Origin of the sequence: Flavisolibacter ginsengisoli DSM 18119 (assembly GCF_900129295.1) — a bacterium.
Classification (GTDB): Bacteria; Bacteroidota; Bacteroidia; order Chitinophagales; family Chitinophagaceae; genus Flavisolibacter; species Flavisolibacter ginsengisoli.
This window is the reverse complement of sequence record NZ_FQUU01000001.1, coordinates 52,681-71,564: the sequence shown is the minus strand read 5'-3', so window position 1 is coordinate 71,564 and position 18,884 is coordinate 52,681. Positions and strand designations below refer to the sequence as shown.

The following is an 18,884-nucleotide window of genomic DNA, read 5'->3' as shown; positions in this document are numbered from 1 at the left end:
AAATAATGTTTTTATTTTACAGTAATACACGAATCAATATAGCAGCAATCGTTAGCTTCAAATAGCAGCAAAAGCAAGCGTCCTTAAGCGATGTTTTTCTGAAGCTCTCTTCGTAGGTCAGCTTGCAGAACTTTTTTGTAATCTTTAGGAAAAACTTTGATGAAATTCTTAAGCTGGTTGTCAAAATCATCGAGGATAAATTTGGCAACCGTACTTCCGGTAAACCTGTAGTGATCCATAATCATTTTTTTTATTTCATCTATGTCAGCTTCTTCTACCAGGTCAAGGTCAACCATTTCTTTATTGCACATTATGTCGAAATTCGCTTTTGTATTGTACACATAGGCAATACCTCCACTCATACCAGCAGCAAAATTTCTACCTGTTTCACCTAAAATAACTACCCTTCCCCCGGTCATATATTCGCAGCCATGATCGCCTATACTTTCCACCACAGCATTAACACCTGAATTGCGTACGCAAAAACGCTCTCCTGCTTTTCCTCTTATATATGCATTGCCTGATGTGGCGCCGTAAAATGCAACATTGCCGATAATAATATTTTCTTCCGGAGAAAAGGTTGATTGAGTTGGCGGATATACTACTAGCCTTGCTCCTGAAAGTCCCTTTCCGAAATAGTCGTTTGCATCACCTTCCAATTCAAGGGTAAGGCCATTAGCCCCAAAAGCTCCAAAGCTTTGGCCTGCAGTGCCAGTAAATTTGAAATGAATGGTATCATCAGGCAGCCCTGCAGACTTGAACTTTTTTGAAATCTCATTAGATAATAATGTTCCGGCTGTGCGATCTGTATTTAGTATTTTAAATGCAGCCGAAATAGTTTCATTGTTTTCCAGGGCAGGTTTTGCAGCTTCAATTAATTTCCAATCAAGAATATTCTCTAATCCATGGTCTTGTTCTTCCTGCTTATACAAACCTGTATATAACGAAAGCGGTTCTTTATAGAGAATAGGTGAAAGGTCAAGTTTGCTATATTTCCAATGCTTAATATCCGGACGTGCTTCAAGACTGTCTACCTGACCCACCATTTCATTAATGGTACGGAATCCTAGTTCTGCCATTATCTCTCTTAATTCCTCGGTTATAAACCTGAAAAAGTTAACTACATGATCGGCATCACCATTAAAACGTTTTCTTAATTCTGCATCTTGTGTAGCTATACCTACAGGGCAGGTATTTAAATGGCATTTACGCATCATGATACAGCCTTCCACGATAAGGGCAGCAGTTGCTATTCCCCATTCTTCCGCCCCCAACAAAGTGGCGATGGCAATATCTCTTCCTGTTCTTAACTGGCCGTCTGATTGCACTACGACCCTGCTTCTTAATTTATTTTTTACCAGGGTCTGATGTGTTTCTGCAAGACCCATTTCCCAGGGTAAGCCTGCATGTTTGATGGAGCTGATAGGTGAAGCCCCTGTGCCTCCATCATGTCCAGCTATCAAAATAACATCCGCCTTGGCTTTGGCTACACCCGCAGCAATAGTGCCTACTCCAGCTTTTGAAACCAGCTTCACACTGATCCTTGCTTCACGGTTAGCATTTTTTAAATCAAAGATTAACTGGGCAAGATCTTCAATAGAATAAATGTCATGATGTGGGGGTGGAGAAATCAAACCAACACCCGGAGTTGAATGCCGAACCTTTCCTATCCATTCATCTACTTTGTGGCCGGGTAATTGTCCTCCCTCTCCAGGTTTTGCTCCCTGGGCCATTTTGATCTGCAACTCATCTGCCATGGAAAGATAATAACTCGTTACACCAAAACGGGCAGACGCCACTTGCTTGATGGCTGATCTCATCGAATCGCCATTAGGCAAAGGCTCATACCTGAGTTCATCTTCCCCACCTTCACCAGTATTGCTTTTTGCGCCAATACGATTCATTGCTATGGCAAGCGTGGAATGGGCTTCATGAGAGATCGACCCAAAGCTCATAGCGCCGGTAGCAAACCTCTTATATATGTTTTCTGCAGGTTCTACTTCTTCAATGGAAATAGCCTGGCGGTTCCTTTTAAACTGGAACAGGCTTCTCAACGTACAGGCCCGTTGGGACTGGTCATTAACAAGCTTAGAATATTTTTTAAAAGTTGTATAATCATTCATTTTGGTAGCATACTGCAACAAATGAATGGTTTGAGGATTAAATAAATGAAACTCACCTTTTCGTTTCCATTCATAGATACCACCTATGGGTAAGCGCTCTATGGGTTGTGTTTTTTTAGTAAATGCAAAATGGTGTTTGGCCAATGCTTCTTTAGCTATTTCATCAATGCCCATTCCTTCAATCCTTGAAGTGGCGCCTGTGAAGTATTGATCCACTACAGATCTGTTCAGCCCTATGATCTCAAAGATTTGCGCACCCTGGTAGGACTGAAGCGTCGAGATGCCCATTTTTGAAAACACTTTCAACAATCCATCATTGACAGCCTTGATGTAATTTTTTGTCAACTGCTTTACATCATGAACATGCCCCAGCTTTTTAGATTCATTAAGATCATTAATAGTAGATAATGCCAGGTATGGATTAATAGCAGTAGCTCCAAAACCGATCAGGCACGCAAAGTGATGAACCTCCCAGACATCTCCTGCTTCAATAACCAGCCCAACCTGGCCACGAAGTCCTTTTCTGATAAGGTGATGGTGAACAGCCGCAGTAGCTAATAACGAAGGAATAGGTGCGTGTTCTGAATCAATGGCCCGGTCAGAAATGATCAATACTTCAAACCCATCCTCAACTGCATCTGTAGCATAACGGCATAAACGGTCAAGCCCTCTTTTTAATGAACCATTTCTGCCATCTGCGCGGAAATAGGATTGCAAAGTCTTAGCCTGGAAAATACCCGTATCTATACTCCGCAGTGTCTCCATTTCATGGTTGGAAAGTACGGGCTGTTTTAAAGCCACACTATGGCAGGACAGGGGATCTTCGTTTAATAAATTACCATTGTTACCAACAAAAGTTGCCAGCGACATCACCATTCTCTCTCTTATGGGATCAATAGGAGGGTTGGTGACCTGTGCAAACAACTGTTTAAAATAGCTGCTCAGGTGTTGGGGCTGATCACTTAAGATAGCCAGGGGAACATCAGAACCCATTGATCCTAGTGGTTCTTTACCATCAAGCGCCATGGGAGTTATGATTGTATCAAGGTCCTCTGCAGAATATCCAAAAGCTTTCTGGTATTTAAAAACCTGTTCATGATGCAGATCTGTAAATTGTACACGGGGTTCGGGAAGTTCTTCCAGCCTGATCTTATATTTATTTAACCAGTCACCATATGGTTTCTGTGAACAAATGGTTTGTTTTAATTCTTCATCACTTATAATTCTTCCCTGTTCCAGGTCCACCACAAACATTTTACCTGGCTGTAGTCTTCCCTTTTCAAGGATCATAGAAGGATCAACAGGAAGTACACCAGTTTCCGACGCCATTATAACCCTGTCGTCTTTGGTAACGCAATAGCGGGAAGGCCTTAGGCCATTTCTATCCAGGGTAGCACCTATTATCTTTCCATTGGTGAATGAGATGGAAGCCGGTCCATCCCAGGGTTCCATAAATGAGGCATGAAATTCATAAAAGGCTTTTTTCAAAGGATCCATAAGATCATTATCATCCCAGGCTTCAGGTATAAGCATCATCATTACATGAGGAAGAGATCTGCCGCAAAGTGTCAGGAGCTCTATCATATTATCAAGGCAGGCTGAATCAGACTGCCCTTCAGTAATGATTGGCAAAAGCATGTCCATCTCTTCTTTTGTGAAGTAGGGCGAAGTGAAATTTCTTTCACTTGTCTTAAGCCAGTTTAAATTACCCTGTAGTGTATTGATTTCACCATTATGCGCAATAAACCGAAATGGTTGAGCCAACTTCCAGGAAGGAAACGTATTGGTAGCAAAGCGTGAGTGTACCAGTCCAAATGCTGATACCATTCTTTTATTCCTTAGGTCAGGAAAATATTCTCTTACCTGTTTGCTGGTTAGCTGGCCTTTATATACAATTGTTTTATAGGAAAGTGACGCTATGTAAAATCCAACTGCATCACGTTTTACTGTATTATTTATAGTATGTGAAGCATAATTGCGTAACAAAAACAGTTTACGTTCAAAATCTTCCGGATTGGTTATGTGGTCTGGACAAGTAACAATTACATGTTCCATCTCCGGCTCCACGCTCAGTGCAGTAAAGCCTATAGTATCTGCATCAACCGGAACTTTTCTGTATACTAATACTTCCAATGACAACTTTTCAGCACAGCGATTGAAGATATCCCTGCATTCTTCTTTCAGCCGGATATCCTTAGGAAAAAATAAAACGCCTATACCATATTTTCCAAAGGCGGGTAGGTGAACTCCCAGTTTACTACACTCATCAAAAAAGAATTCATGAGGTACCTGTATCATTATTCCGGCACCATCACCGGTATTATTCTCACATCCACAAGCACCCCTGTGCTCCATGTTTTCGAGAATGGTTAATGCATCTGAAACAATCTGGTGAGATTTGGAACTTTTTATATTGGCAACAAAACCTATTCCGCAGGAATCGTGTTCAAAGGAGGGAGAATAAAGACCTGTGTTGCTTACCATATCTAATTACTTTAAGGCGTTAACTGTTGAATAATTGATAGCAAGCGAACCTTACGAATATACTAATTCAGCACAGAGTAAAATCCCTTTTCCACTCCATTATTTTCAAGAATTACGGTTTCTAAAGCATAAAGGAATGTACTGGAAGTAGTAATAAGACCTTTGGCTTCTTTAATATTAAATTGAATAATATATATTATTTATGCCCAAATATTTGAATAAAGTATTGCGATTTAACTTTAAACCATGTAATTAATCAGATTATTTGTTTTAATAGGTAGAATTTTAAACATGAAACACACATTATCATAAAAAATATTTGAAATAAATGTATAGGTTAACTACTTTTAGAAAAGTAAATGATGTAAAAGCTGGGATAAATTGGGCTGGTAATAGAAAGATTTACGGTTTGTAAAAGTTTTACAGAAAAATCTAATTCTGTGATTTCCGCGGAGAAAGCAGAAAGAACAAATAAACAAAAGGTATTGCTTGCAACTATTTAAGCTTCTGGAACAAGCTTAGGGCAGGCAATACCTTCTTTTTTAACTTAAATACCATCACAATGTTAAGAAAAATTATCTCTTCAGGCATTGCCGTATCAGCCTTAAATATGGCATTTGCACAAGATTCCTTAACCAAACCTTCGCTTATTATTTCAGGGTCTGCCGATGTTTATTATAAATACGATTTTGGAAAATCAAAATCCAACAACCTTACTTCTTTCACCAATTCACACAACACTTTCGAACCAGGCATGGCCAGTGTAAAATTCGATTATAAAACACCTAAGGTGGAATTGGTAACTGACCTTGGCTTTGGAAAAAGAGCAAAAGAGTTTTCCTATACTGATGATGGTATATCAGCCGCCATTAAGCAATTATATATTAGTTATTCTCCTGCAAGTTGGTTGAAGTTTACTGCAGGTAGTTGGTCAACACATGTAGGATATGAAGTTCTTGATGCCTATTTGAACCGTAACTATAGTATGTCCTATATGTTTACCAATGGACCGTTTTCACATACAGGGGTAAAAGGTGAAGCGAATTATGGTCCTCATGGATTAATGATAGGCCTGGCCAATCCTACGGATTACAAATATGTACCTGATGGATTCATCAATAAAAAAGCATTCATAGCTCAGTATAGCTTTGCCCCATCTGATGTTTTCAAAGCCTATTTTAACTATGTAAACAGTGAGAATATAGATACTACAAAAACAAAACAATATGATGTAGTTTTTACCAGTAAGCTTTCAGATCATTTCAACCTTGCTTTCAATGGAACTTATAACAATACCAGTATTTACCTGGGGAATAAGGCATATGATAAGAATAAGAACTGGTGGGGCTCTGCATTATACCTGAATTTTGATGCTTCTTCTCATTTCGGTCTAACACTCAGGGAGGAATACTTCAGTGATAAAGATGGTTTAAAAGTATACAGTTCATCCCCCGTTGGTGGTACAGTAATAGCGAGTACGCTATCTGCAAATTTCAAAGTCGACAATTTTATTTTCATTCCCGAGCTCCGAATAGATAAGGCAAGTAAATACCTGTTCACCAATAAAAACAGCAACCCTTCCAAAACCGCATCCAATATTTTATTAGCGGCTGTTTATCAATTCTAAATGAATTATTCACTATAAATATTAAATCAATGAAAAAACTGAACTTAAAATCTTCCGCTCCTTTTCTTGTATTGGCCTGCATAGCATTAGCAGCCGTATTTGTACCTTCTCTCCCCAATTTTGATAAAGGGCAATATAATAGTGCAGATATAGCATGGATCCTTGTTTCCACTGCTCTTGTTTTTCTCATGACCCCTGGCCTTGCGTTTTTTTATGGGGGTATGGTAAACCGTAAAAATGTACTCTCTACTATGATGAAGAGTATTGTAGCTGCAGGGGTGGTTGGTGTTTTGTGGATCGTAGTTGGTTATAGTTTATGTTTCGGAACTTCTATTGGTGGATTTATAGGTAACCCCATGACACATCTTTTTTATAAGGATGTTGCTTCAGGTGAGCCATGGGGGCTGGCTACAACAATTCCAAAGCCATTATTTTCCATGTTTCAATTGATGTTTGCTATTATTACTCCTGGATTAGTTGTAGGTGCCATTGCCGAAAGAATGCGATTTACTGCCTATGTTTTATTTACTGTTCTTTTTAGTTTATTGGTATATGCACCCTTAGCCCATTGGAGCTGGCACCCAAATGGATTTTTGTTTAAAATGGGAGCACTGGATTTTGCAGGGGGAACTGTTGTACATATTTCTGCAGGATGTGCTGCACTTGCAGGTGCTCTTGTATTAAAAAGAAGACAATCTCATATTGAACAAAAGGAAAATGTACCTGCCAATATACCTTATGTATTGATAGGAACAGGTCTTCTTTGGTTTGGATGGTTCGGTTTTAATGCAGGATCTGCATTAGGTGCTAATGCGCTTGCAGTTTCCGCCTTCTCCACTACTAATACTGCAGCAGCGGCTGCTGGCCTGTCATGGATGTTCTTCGATATCATGAGAGGTAAGAAGCCCTCTGTTGTAGGTTTTTGTGTAGGTGCGGTTGTTGGCCTGGTGGCTATTACCCCTGCTGCCGGATTTGTAGCTATCCCTCAAAGTATTTTTATAGGTGTGGTAGCTGCTGTAATCTCTAACCTGGCAGTGCATTTCAAATCCAAATCTGATGTAGATGATACCCTGGACGTTTTTCCCTGCCATGGTATTGGTGGAATGGTGGGCATGCTTATGACTGGAATTTTTGCTACCACAGCTGTTAATGCTGCAGGTGCTAATGGTTGGGCCAATGGAAATTTTTCATTTTTCCTTATACAGGCTAAGGCAATGGCAATAGCAGTAACCTATAGCTTTACGGTTTCTTTTCTCATTTTTAAATTGATCAATTTCTTCGTGCCTATCCGGGTAAGCGGCAAAGAAGAAGAAGAAGGGCTAGATGCCACCCAACATAATGAAAAATATGTACAGGGTACCCTTTTGGTAGCTACAAAAGAAGGGTTGGTTGAAGAGGAAATTGTTAATTAGCATAAGAAGTCATAAGTATTCTTTTTCATTGATTGAGTAAAGCCAGGATTCCTGGCTTTACTGTTTTATTATAAGAGCTTTATGAATGTTCCGTCAATAGGGTTCACATAACTTTGTGAATCCACCGCAGGAAATAGTAGTAAATTCCTTATGTGAAACGCAACCTTGTCATACTGGTTCTTTTATTATTATCACAATGTATCAATGCACAAAATATAAATGGATTCTGGAAAGGAACCCTTACAATGGCCGGTGGCTGTTTCCCCATAAATAATATCGAATTACAAATAACCAATTCAGGAACAGAAGTAACTGGGGATTCGTATCATTATATGGATATTGATAACTATGTAAAAAAGAACTTTAAGGGGTCGTATAACCCTGATGAGAAAAAAATAGTGATGCAGGAAGAAGAAGTTACAACTTTTAAAATCCGGCCGGAGTGTAGGGTATGCATAAAAAAATACCAGCTTGTTTATAGGCGTGAAGGCAAATTAGAAACACTTTCTGGTGGATGGACAGGTGTGATTTTAGGAACCAACATTAGTTGTGAAGACGGCACTATCGTGTTATCACGAATCAAAGAATCTGCATTTAAGGAAATACCTGAAGTTGCGGTAGATACGGGTACACTCAGGCTGGATTTCTATGATAATAATGAAATAGATGGAGATTCTATTTCGGTGCTTGTAAACGGCCAGATGATTCTAACACACCAAAGATTAACAGCTAAGCCTATAACTGCAACAGTAACTATCGACCTGCAACATAGATTCCAGGAAGTTGAAATGATCGCTGAAAATCTCGGCTCTATTCCTCCTAATACTGCATTGCTGATAGTAACTGCAGGGGAGCGGCGATACCAATTGTTTCTATCTTCCACTGAAGTGAAAAGTGCAAAGGTCAGGTTTGTATATGACAGCACTAAAAGGGGTCGGCTCAATGGATCGCTCTAACTCTATTACTATTAGATTCTATTTATTCTGCTATACAACTTTCGTATATCTACGTGCCCTGATTCGTAATCACACTAATAATAATGTGGCTTTTAAGTAAAAACCATAATAAAAAAATAGGGCAAAAATGCCATTGCCTTGTATAGCAGGCTGAGCTATTTTTGTGTCAGAAGTTGATTGATACATATCAATCCATCCAATGTCCAGAAAACCGAACTATCCAAGTCCTGAAAAACCAAAACTAAATCCAATATCAGTCAACTTCTTTCCTTATCCTTTCGAATAACCAATGTTCTGATTATCCTTAGAAGACCGTTTAAATCCAATCCTATCCTTATCCGAACCTTTGAGAACCCAGGCGTCCAATAATGATCAACCATACAAACAGCCAAGACTGATCGCCTGACAATATTTGTCCCCGTGTTAAGCCACGGGGATTTTTTTTGTTTCCACCGGGTTAACTATCGCATCAATAATTTTTAATGGGATAAAAATATATTCAGGCCTATGGTTTAATTCAAAATTAAGGTCGTTGATTGCTCCTTCTAAAAGTTGGGTCCTGATCAATATTTCAAGTTCAGACCTGTTTTCAGGAATAAAGCTATTGCCCTTACTTTTTTCCAGGTATGCCTTTAAAAAGAACCCGCTCATATAGTGTGACCATATTGTAGCAAAAGGCAGTAATGCATTCATTTCATCTTTATCAAACTGGTTGCTATTAAGAAAGGTCTTATGGGCAACATAATAAAATGATCGTATCATTGATGCTACATCACGGAATGCCGATCGCTTTAGTCTTCTTTCACTGTAATTGCGATGTGGGTTACCACCAAAATCATGTATTGCAATATCTTTCCCGGTAAATAAGATCTGCTGGAGGTGAAGATTACCATGTATTCGTATTTTACTTGCTTCTATTTTCTTGCTATATATCTCTTTTAATATGTTCAGCAGTATATCTTTTTTATTTACAATTTCTTTCAGTTGATGAAAGTTTTCATTTCTTGTACCTGGCGGAACTTTACTAATATTTTGAAAGGTTTCCCTTACCATTGATTGCATAGACGAAAAAAGGGAACGCTGGTAATGAAGTGAAAATTCTTCCGGAACAAAATCTTTGTCTTTCCCTGACGATAATGCAATATGCATCATGGCTACCCTTTTACCTAACAACTGGCTTTGTTCCGAAGCAGGCCCTCCTAATAATGTTTGCAACTCCTGGGGCAATTGATCATAGGACAATGGCTCCGTTAGACTTGAAAAGCATTCCGGTAAGTTATTGTTATAATGATTCTTGGCTAATATCCGTTCAATATAATTATTGAGACGTTCCGTCATATAGGTACGTCCATCACCATGATTCTCCACCATTTCCTGAATTTGTCCTAAAACAAAAGACCTTTTTGCTATTTGCCATTCCAGTTTGCCAAGGTATAAAGGGGTGTAGGTAAATGCTGTTCTCTTAGCCAGGTAATACGAAAGTTCAACATCAGGATTGATATCACTGTCAACCTTCCTGTACAACTTCAAAAAGAACCTGTTATCAAAAGCAATGGATGTGTTTTTTTGATGTCCCGGATGAATCCTGGACTTTAACTCTGTACCTGCGGTATAGCTTTTCACTGCTTCTTCAGCCGTAAATTGAAGTAATGAACCTGGTAACTTTATTGTACTATTTGATTGTAAGTTCCTGAATATCCATTGCTGAAATTCAGGAATATAAAAAGCATCACATAACAAAGCGCGTTCATTACCAGATTTTAATAAAGCTATCACCGACTCACTATAATTTTCTTTTATAGTTTTCATTAATGGGTCCTTAGCCACTGTTATGGGTAGAATATAATTTTCCGGCAACCCATTTTCATAGTTAACTTCAAGCAGTAACAGGTTTATCTCGTTTGTTGCAATGGTTATCCTGTTATTTTCAATAATTGAAATGTCGTGTATGCTTCTTTCTTTTCCAACAAACCAGTTGGTTTTGTATAAGTAATGTGGTAATATGTTTTTCTCCAATTCTGCCAGGAAACTCTTGCTTTCCACATCACCTATTGATGATAGGGAGTATTCATACAATTTTTCCCCTTCATTTGAAGGTTCAAAAGCCGGTTGTAATTCAAACCAGAGAAAGGAATGCGGTCCTAGTGTAAAAAAGTAGGGCGCATCTTCTTTGATTGTAGGAAAGGGGTTTTTGCTGAAAACTTCTATAGGCACATAGCCGGCAAAGGAATGAAGGGGTATTTCGCTTGATTGGGAATATTTTGAAAGATTGACCACTACCAGTAAGGTCTCATTTTGATACGTGCGTGTAAAAGCCAATATCTTAGGATTATCCACATGAAGAAATTTCATATCACCTCTTCCGAAAGCTTTATAATTTTTCCGGAGTGTAATAATGCGTTTCATATACCAGAATAGGGAGGAGGTATTCCTTCGTTGTAATTCCACATTTACAGCTTCATAATTATATTCCGGGTCTATTATAACAGGCAGGTATAAACTATGGGGATTCGCTGCGGAAAATCCAGCATTGCGGTCCGGCGACCATTGCATGGGTGTTCTTACACCATTGCGGTCTCCAAGATAAAAATTATCTCCCATGCCAATTTCATCACCATAATAGATCACAGGGGTGCCAGGCATGGAGAATAGGAGTGAGTTCATGAGTTCAATTTTCCTTCGGTCATTATCCATCAAAGGAGCCAGCCTGTGCCTGATGCCCAAATTGATCCGTGCTTTTGGATCCTTGGCATAGACCTTATACATATAATCTCTTTCTTCATCAGTTACCATTTCCAGCGTCAATTCATCATGGTTGCGCAGGAACATCGCCCATTGGCAGGTTTCCGGTATGGAAGGTGTCTGCTCAAATATATCAGTGATAGGATACCTGTCTTCCCTTTGTAATGCCATGAACATACGTGGCATCACAGGAAAATGGTAATTCATATGGCACTCATCCCCGTTTCCAAAATAAGAAGCAGAATCTTCTGGCCACATGTTGGCTTCTGCAAGAAAAACGGTTCCAGGAAACTTTTCATCAATATGTGCCCTTAGCTTTTTTAAAAAAGCATGAGTTTCAGGAAGGTTCTCCCCATTTGTGCCCTCCCTTTCAAAAAGATAGGGTACAGCATCCAGCCTGAATCCATCCACACCCATCTGGCACCAATAATCAAGAATGTTTAATACCTCGTGTTGTACCACCGGGCTGTCATAATTCAGGTCGGGCTGGTGATGGAAAAACCGATGCCAGTAATATTGTTGTGCTACAGGATCCCAGCTCCAGTTTGAAGTTTCAAAATCCTGGAAAATGATGCGCACTTCTTTATAAAGTTCCGGATCATCGCTCCAGACGTAAAAATCTCTTTCTATTGAACCTTTAGGGGCTGTCCTTGCTCTCTGGAACCAGGGATGCTGGTCAGAGGTATGGTTGATAACCAATTCTGTAATCACTTTTAGCTGGCGCTTATGGGCTTCTTCCAGTAATCGCTGAAATTGTTCTATAGTACCATAACTACTGTTTATTGTATAATAATCAGAGATATCGTAACCATCATCCTTCAATGGCGAAGGATAGAAGGGCAGTAGCCAGATAGCTGTGATCCCCAACTCTTGTAAATAATCCAGTTTGGTCAGCAAACCTTCAAAGTCGCCAATGCCATCTCCATTGCTATCGCTAAAAGCTTTTATATGAAGTTCATAAATGATAGCATCCTTATACCAATGTATTTTATCATCAATTGCCGTCTCTGGTTGAATCATAATACCTATCTGTTTTGCCTTTATTGCACAAATTAATGTGCCATAACTGATATAATGGGTTGGATTTATTTCTTATACATTTAAAAAATATGTGAGTTCTTTTCAGAAGTTCAATTGCTTTGTTTAAATAGGATTTTTATCTTGCCGGTTCATGACACTGGATGACTTCAATGAACAGGATGAAATTCAACAGGCTGAAACACTATTAAATTATGGGGTTTTAGTCGCTGAAAGGGTTTATAAAGACTTCACAATCTTCCTTTACCAGATCAATATTTTTTATGCCGAAGTATTTTATAACAACAGCTTTTGCATGATCCAGGGATTTAGAGGATTTGCTGAAACCAGTGCCCTGGAGCCATACCTGGAGGAAATAGATATCACGTCCTTACAAGACTGCTAAGGCCGCTTTACCAAAATATATTCCCAATTACCTGTTTCTGAAAAGATATTAATTAATATTTTAGAATATTCGCGGATACCTTCCTTATTTTTAAACCTTATTTTAAAACTAATGCGGAAAAGAGATTTTATCTATTCTGATTCGTCAGAACCTCACAGAATTAGAACCAAGCAGATACTAAAGCAACATCCCGATGTAAGGAAATTAATAGGTAAGAATCCAAACACCTTCTGGTTTATCCTTTTGTTGGTGGGTCTGCAGGTTGGTGGAGCCATTTATCTTGCTGATAAACCCTGGTGGCTTTTATTGGTTGCAGCTTACTTTGCAGGGGCCTTTATAGATCATGCATTGTTTGTAATGATCCATGAATGCGCTCATCGCCTGATCTTTAAAAACCAGGTAGCCAACAGGCTTGCCGGCATTTTTGCCAATATTCCGCAGGTTTTTGCAAGTTCTGTATCATTTGAACGTTATCATATCAAGCATCATTCTTTCCAGGGCATTCATGAACTGGATGCTGACCTGCCTAACCGCTGGGAAGCACGTCTTATCAACAATAACTTTATTGGCAAATCCATATGGTTTCTTTTTTATCCATTCTTCCAGGCTTTCAGGGTATCCCGTTTAAAGGAAATCAAGCCATTTGATGGGTGGATCGCTTTGAACTGGGGTGTTCAGATCATTTTTATGGCTGCCATTTGGTATTTTGTAGGTATAAAAGCAGTGGCTTTTCTAACGGCATCTTTCTTCTTTTCAGTGGGTTTACATCCATTGGGTGGACGTTGGATACAGGAACATTACCTCACGCATGGAGAACAGGAAACCTATAGTTATTATGGAGTACTGAATACAGTTGCTTTTAATGTAGGCTTTCACAATGAGCATCATGATTTTCCTTCAGTTCCCTGGAATAAGTTGCCACAAATCAAAAGCACAGCACCCGTATTCTACGATTCCCTTGCGTCTCACAGGTCCTGGACTAAATTATGGCTTCGATTCCTTTTTGACAGGGAAATATCTTTATTCTCCAGGATAGTAAGAAAGAACAGGGGCAAAGTTCCTTTGGTTGATGAATCTAAACCTGATGTTGAATTACTGGCCAGGGAAAAGAAATTTACAGAGCCGGAATTTACTGCTAATTAAGCCAGTTCTACCAACTTATATGATACCCTCCATAGCTTTAAAAACTATGGAGTTTTTTTTTGCCCCGAGCAATAAAATAAGTTGCAGGAGGAGTAGTTCTTCTTTTAATTTTCATGATGATTAAATTTCACACCAACAAATTCCCTTGTATCTATATCATAAACATCGGAGTTGGTCATAATACTTACTTCCAGGCTGGAAATAGATATGGGCATACCTGACTTGATATCTGCTATATTATTATGACTGATGCTACTGCCATCTACTATCACTACACTGCTTGAACCTATAGCTCTCAGCATCCTCCCTTTTTCTATTACTATACCGGTGTCTTCATCCAGTCCTATACCAATAGCGCCAGGTTGGGCTGCAATGGCTTGTGCCAGTCTGCCAAATCTTCCCCTTGCATCAAAATGCGTATCAATGATCACATCTCTCAAAAAGCTTAGCCCTATACTTAATTCAACCCGACCTTTCAGATATGCCTTGGATTCCTCTCCACCGGCAATCATGGTATTGCCCATGCAAGCTGCTCCAGCGCTTGTGCCAGCTATAACAAAATGTTCTTTTTCAAATCGTTCCCTCAAAATATCCAGAAATTCAGTTCCTCCTACTATGGAACAAAGGCGCAGTTGATCTCCACCAGAAAAAAGAATACAATTGCATTTTTCCAGGCGTTCCAGGGTCTTTTTACTATCAGCTTCTTCTCGATTGGTGATCTTTAAATGGCCGATATCTACCAGGCCAAGTTTTTTGAAAGCTTTTTTGTAAATCTGGGCTACTTCATCCGGTATGGAAGAGGCTGTAGTTACTACTTCAATTTTAGGGGTTGACTTTTTTCCTGCCAGGTCCACTATCTGCTGCAGAATACCTTCTTTAAAGAAGTCTAAACTGTTTTGTCTTTCCTTTTCTGCTTCTGATCCCTTGTCTTCAGCACCACCTATAGCAATTAAATAACCTTTTGGACTTTGCATATACATGTTTTAAAAAAATGCATGCCATTCGTTAGTAACATCATTATGGTTACCAATGCAATAATTGGTATAAATTTTATAATAAATACAATCGAACCAAGTATTGTTATATGAAAGTTTTGGAGTTGAAGGCGCTTAGAGGCCCCAATTTCTGGTCTATCAAGCGCGGGAATTTGATCCAAATGACCCTTGATCTTGAAGACCTTGAAAATTTCCCTACAAATAAAATTAATGGCTTTAGTGAAAGGTTGCAGTCCTTATTTCCTTCGTTATATGAGCATAGGTGCAGTGAAGGCAAGCCCGGCGGTTTCTTTGAAAGAGTAAAAAGAGGAACCTGGATGGGCCATGTAATTGAGCATATCGCTTTGGAAATTCAATCGCTTGCAGGTATTAACTTAGGTTTTGGTCAAACGCGTGGCACTGGAAAGGCAGGTATTTACCACGTCGTTTTTGAATATGCTGAGGAAAAGGAAGGCTTTTATGCTGCCCAAGCAGCTGTAAGGATAGCTGAAACCTTAATTGATGGTGGATCTTACGACCTGGAAACTGACATTTTTGAGATAAAGAAACTCTGGATGCAGGAAAGATTAGGGCCAAGTACCAATGCTATAGTTCAGGAAGCAAAGAAAAGAGGAATACCTGCTTTTCGGCTTGACGAAGAAGCCTACGTGCAATTGGGGTATGGATGCAGGCAAAAAAGAATTGAAGCTACCCTCACAGGATGTAGCAGTTCTATAGCCGTCGATATAGCCTGTGATAAGCACAGGACCAAGAAGATATTAACAGGGGCATATATTCCTGTCCCACAGGGAGAAATTGTTTCTTCTGTGGAAAAACTGAAAGAAGTAATAGATGTTATTGGTTACCCCATTGTGTTGAAGCCTGTTGACGGAAATCATGGAAAAGGTGCTACAATAAATGTTGAATCCTGGGAAGAGGCCGTGAAGGGTTTTGAACGTGCAAAACTTTATTCAGAAAAAATTATAGTTGAAAAATACGTTAAGGGTAAAGATTTTAGGGTTCTTGTTATCAATAATAAATTCGTAGCAGCTTCTCTTCGCACACCGGCATCTGTTTCAGGCGACGGGCATCATACTATCAGGGAATTGATTGAAATTGTTAACTGTGATCCTCGAAGGGGCAAAGGGCATGACAATGTACTGACATGTATAGAGATCAATGATGTATGCCTTGAATATTTAAACAAGCAAGGGCTCAATTTGGATTCCGTGCTTTCAGCTGGTCGCATATGTTACCTTAAGCCTACTGCTAACTTAAGCACTGGCGGTACTGCTACCGATGTCACAGACGAAGTGCACCCTTCCAATATTGTTTTATTTGAAAGAGCTGCCAGGGCCATTGGGTTGGATATATGTGGTGTTGATGTGATGGCGCCAGATCTTTCCCATCCTTTAATCGAAAACGGTGGAGTGGTACTGGAGGTAAATGCTGCCCCGGGATTCAGGATGCATTTTGAACCAAATTCAGGTACTCCAAGGAATGTGGCGCAACCTGTAATTGATATGTTGTTTCCCGAGGGTACAGATTCAAGAATTCCAATAGTAGCTGTTACGGGTACAAATGGTAAAACAACCACCACCCGCTTAATGGCGCATATGGCAAAGGCTGCAGGATTTGTAACAGGTTATACAACTACAGATGGCATTTATATAGGTAATGAATTGGTATACAAAGGTGATTGTTCCGGTCCTCAATCAGCTGAAACCATACTTAAGGATATTTCTGTTGAATTCGCTGTTTTGGAAACAGCCAGGGGTGGCATTCTGAGATCAGGATTAGCATTCGATCAGTGCAATACTGCCATAGTAACCAATGTAGCTGAAGATCACCTGGGTTTGCAGGGCATCAATACCATTGAAAAACTTGCCAGGGTGAAATCAGTGGTTCCGGAAAGTGTAAACATTAATGGTTATGCTATTCTTAATGCGGATGATGACCTCGTATACGCCATGAAAGAAAACGTGAAATGTAAAGTGGCGTTGTTTTCTTTATTTAGTAACAGTGATAGAATAGAGCAACATTGCAGTCAGGGTGGTATTGCTGCTTACCCGGAGGAGGGTTACTTGATTTTAAGGGTGGCAGATCACATCGTACCTATTGAGGAGATGCAGAATATTCCTATAACTTTTGGTGGTAAGGCAGATTATAACATTGCAAATGTTTTAGCCGCTATGCTTGCAGCTTATACAAATAATATAAGGCTTAGTGTTATACGCACAGCATTGCAAACTTTCGTTCCTTCAAGTGAAACCACCCCAGGCAGGGCCAATATAATTGAATTGAATGATTGCACGGTCATGATCGATTATGCCCATAATCCACATGGATTAAAGGCCCTGGGTAAATTTATAAATTCCTTTGAACAAAGTTGTAAAGTAGGTATTATCACAGGAGTAGGTGACAGGCGGGATAAGGATATTATTGCACTGGCAGAAGAAGCTGCCCGCATATTTGATGAAATCATAATCCGCCATGATGAAGACATGAGAGGAAGGTCAAAGGAGGAAATGGATGAGCTGTTGACAACCGGGATCAGGGAAATAGATCCTGCTAAACCAATTCAATTCATAGGGTGCGAATGTGATGCGGTAGAACATGCTATCCTTCACAGGAAGCCAGGTTCATTAATAGTAGTATTGGTAGAAAATTATGTAGCCGTAACAGAATGCGTTCTTAAGCATCAATCCCAGGCATTGCAAAGTTTAACCTGTTTAAAAAGGGCTGTATAATCCGCTGTTTGTATATAGGAATTAATATTACATTGATTCATGCTATGGCACAATATTTTATATTATTTTGAAAACATTTCTTATGGCAGATGATAAAAATCTAAGAGATGGCCGCGACCGTTCCAGGGTGGCGGGCAACGAAGCATATGAATTGCAACATATTGCTGAAAAAATGGGAGTTTCCCAGGAAGAAGTTCGGAAAGCTATCCAGCAGGTTGGAAATAGCAGGGAAAAAATCGAAGAATTTCTGAAGAACAGGGGAAATAAAAGATAATCCTAAATAAGCCTCATGGTCCATGGGGCTTTTATATTTATTTAATACTTCAATATAAAATAGTTCTCTTATTTATTAACTCAAAATTGAACCATTATGCCAAGAAGTTCAAGTGAAAACCAGGGATCTGGGCGTAGTACCCAAGGTGGAAATAATAGTGGAAATCAAGGCGGAAAGTCTGAAAGAGGAATGTCCTCTGCAAGTGATCGCACCAAAAAGGACATTTCCAAGAAAGGTGGAGAAGCCTCTCAAAGTGGAGGAAGGAGCAGTAGTGGCGGAGGAAATAAAGGCCGTGGAGGTGAATAAACTTCGCTTCTGAAGATAAAAAACGTTCTGTTACCCGCAGAACGTTTTTTATTTACTGATGCCCCTATAAATTAAACCAAAAAAACTTATAAAGAATATAAATAATGTATCTTTATTTAATTTCTCCACAAGGTAGAAGGGTTGATATATATACTTATAAATTATGAGTGATAAAGGCAGATTGGAGGCTTATTAAATAAGACCATTATTTCCCCTTAATATAAAATCCGGGCTTTAGTTAGTTTCCGGAAGCACAGATCACTAACCTCAATTTGTGACTGAAAGGTGCTGAAACATTTTTTCTACCACCATAATTGTCTTAACAACCATTATTTAACCAGTCATCTGGCACCTTTCTAACAGGTATGTAACGCCTCTTTAAAGAGCCGTTACATAGGCGGCACAGAGCCGTTACATAGCCGTTACATAGCCGTTGCATAATTGAAGGAACTTACCTGGAAATTTATTGGCTGGCCTCTTACAATATCCTGAATTATAATCTTAATGAAAACGGCTATGCAATGTTTAAACCTTGATTCGGGGTTTCTTTTGGGAATTATATTTACGCATCGGTAGAACTGATGATTGATACACTGTGCATTGCCCTGAAATATATAATCAGCCAGGTAAGGGCGGAAGGTTGAACTGTGTAAATGTATTGTCCAGCCAG

General features: G+C 39.3%; 11 protein-coding genes. 8 read left to right on the top strand and 3 right to left on the bottom strand.

Annotated features, from left to right (window positions below; translation table 11 throughout):
• Positions 1-83: 83 nt before the first annotated feature.
• Positions 84-4,607, bottom strand: a complete 4,524-nt coding sequence (gene gltB, locus BUA53_RS00240) for a glutamate synthase large subunit (protein WP_072833238.1) — start codon at positions 4,605-4,607, stop codon at positions 84-86.
• A 562-nt stretch (positions 4,608-5,169) separates the two neighbouring features.
• Between gltB and BUA53_RS00235 the strand changes: the two genes are divergently transcribed.
• The 3 genes from BUA53_RS00235 (at position 5,170) to BUA53_RS00225 (ending at position 8,602) form a co-directional block, all read left to right on the top strand.
• Positions 5,170-6,234, top strand: coding sequence for an outer membrane beta-barrel protein (locus BUA53_RS00235; protein ID WP_072833237.1), 1,065 nt, complete (start codon positions 5,170-5,172; stop codon positions 6,232-6,234).
• A 29-nt stretch (positions 6,235-6,263) separates the two neighbouring features.
• Positions 6,264-7,646: an ammonium transporter gene (locus BUA53_RS00230; protein ID WP_072833236.1), complete on the top strand. Its 1,383-nt coding sequence runs from the start codon at positions 6,264-6,266 to the stop codon at positions 7,644-7,646.
• A 152-nt stretch (positions 7,647-7,798) separates the two neighbouring features.
• Positions 7,799-8,602 carry a hypothetical protein gene (locus tag BUA53_RS00225; RefSeq protein ID WP_072833235.1) on the top strand — a complete coding sequence of 268 codons (804 nt, stop codon included), beginning with the start codon at positions 7,799-7,801 and terminating at the stop codon, positions 8,600-8,602.
• 423 nt (positions 8,603-9,025) lie between these two features.
• On the opposite strand, the gene treS is transcribed toward BUA53_RS00225, so the two are convergent.
• A complete protein-coding gene (gene treS / locus BUA53_RS00220; protein ID WP_072833234.1) occupies positions 9,026-12,364 on the bottom strand; it encodes a maltose alpha-D-glucosyltransferase in 3,339 nt (1,112 codons plus the stop codon).
• Between the two features lie 151 nt (positions 12,365-12,515).
• Here treS and BUA53_RS00215 point away from each other — a divergent pair, with 151 nt between their 5' ends.
• Both BUA53_RS00215 and BUA53_RS00210 read left to right on the top strand, forming a co-directional pair.
• Entirely contained in the window at positions 12,516-12,767 is a 252-nt protein-coding gene (locus tag BUA53_RS00215) for a hypothetical protein (RefSeq protein WP_072833233.1), read from the top strand.
• Positions 12,768-12,878: 111 nt separating this feature from the next.
• Positions 12,879-13,910, top strand: coding sequence for a fatty acid desaturase (locus BUA53_RS00210; RefSeq protein WP_072833232.1), 1,032 nt, complete (start codon positions 12,879-12,881; stop codon positions 13,908-13,910).
• A gap of 104 nt (positions 13,911-14,014) precedes the next feature.
• Here BUA53_RS00210 and BUA53_RS00205 read toward each other — a convergent pair whose 3' ends face one another.
• Positions 14,015-14,884, bottom strand: a complete 870-nt coding sequence (locus tag BUA53_RS00205) for a cyanophycinase (protein WP_072833231.1) — start codon at positions 14,882-14,884, stop codon at positions 14,015-14,017.
• A 110-nt stretch (positions 14,885-14,994) separates the two neighbouring features.
• Between BUA53_RS00205 and cphA the strand changes: the two genes are divergently transcribed.
• The 3 genes from cphA (at position 14,995) to BUA53_RS00190 (ending at position 18,214) form a co-directional block, all read left to right on the top strand.
• Complete coding sequence (gene cphA, locus BUA53_RS00200) at positions 14,995-17,634, top strand: cyanophycin synthetase (RefSeq protein ID WP_072833230.1); 2,640 nt, start codon at positions 14,995-14,997, stop codon at positions 17,632-17,634.
• 82 nt (positions 17,635-17,716) lie between these two features.
• On the top strand, positions 17,717-17,908 hold the full coding sequence (locus BUA53_RS00195) for a DUF3606 domain-containing protein (RefSeq protein WP_072833229.1): 192 nt from the start codon (positions 17,717-17,719) through the stop codon (positions 17,906-17,908).
• 96 nt (positions 17,909-18,004) lie between these two features.
• On the top strand, positions 18,005-18,214 hold the full coding sequence (locus BUA53_RS00190) for a hypothetical protein (protein WP_072833228.1): 210 nt from the start codon (positions 18,005-18,007) through the stop codon (positions 18,212-18,214).
• Positions 18,215-18,884 lie beyond the last annotated feature (670 nt).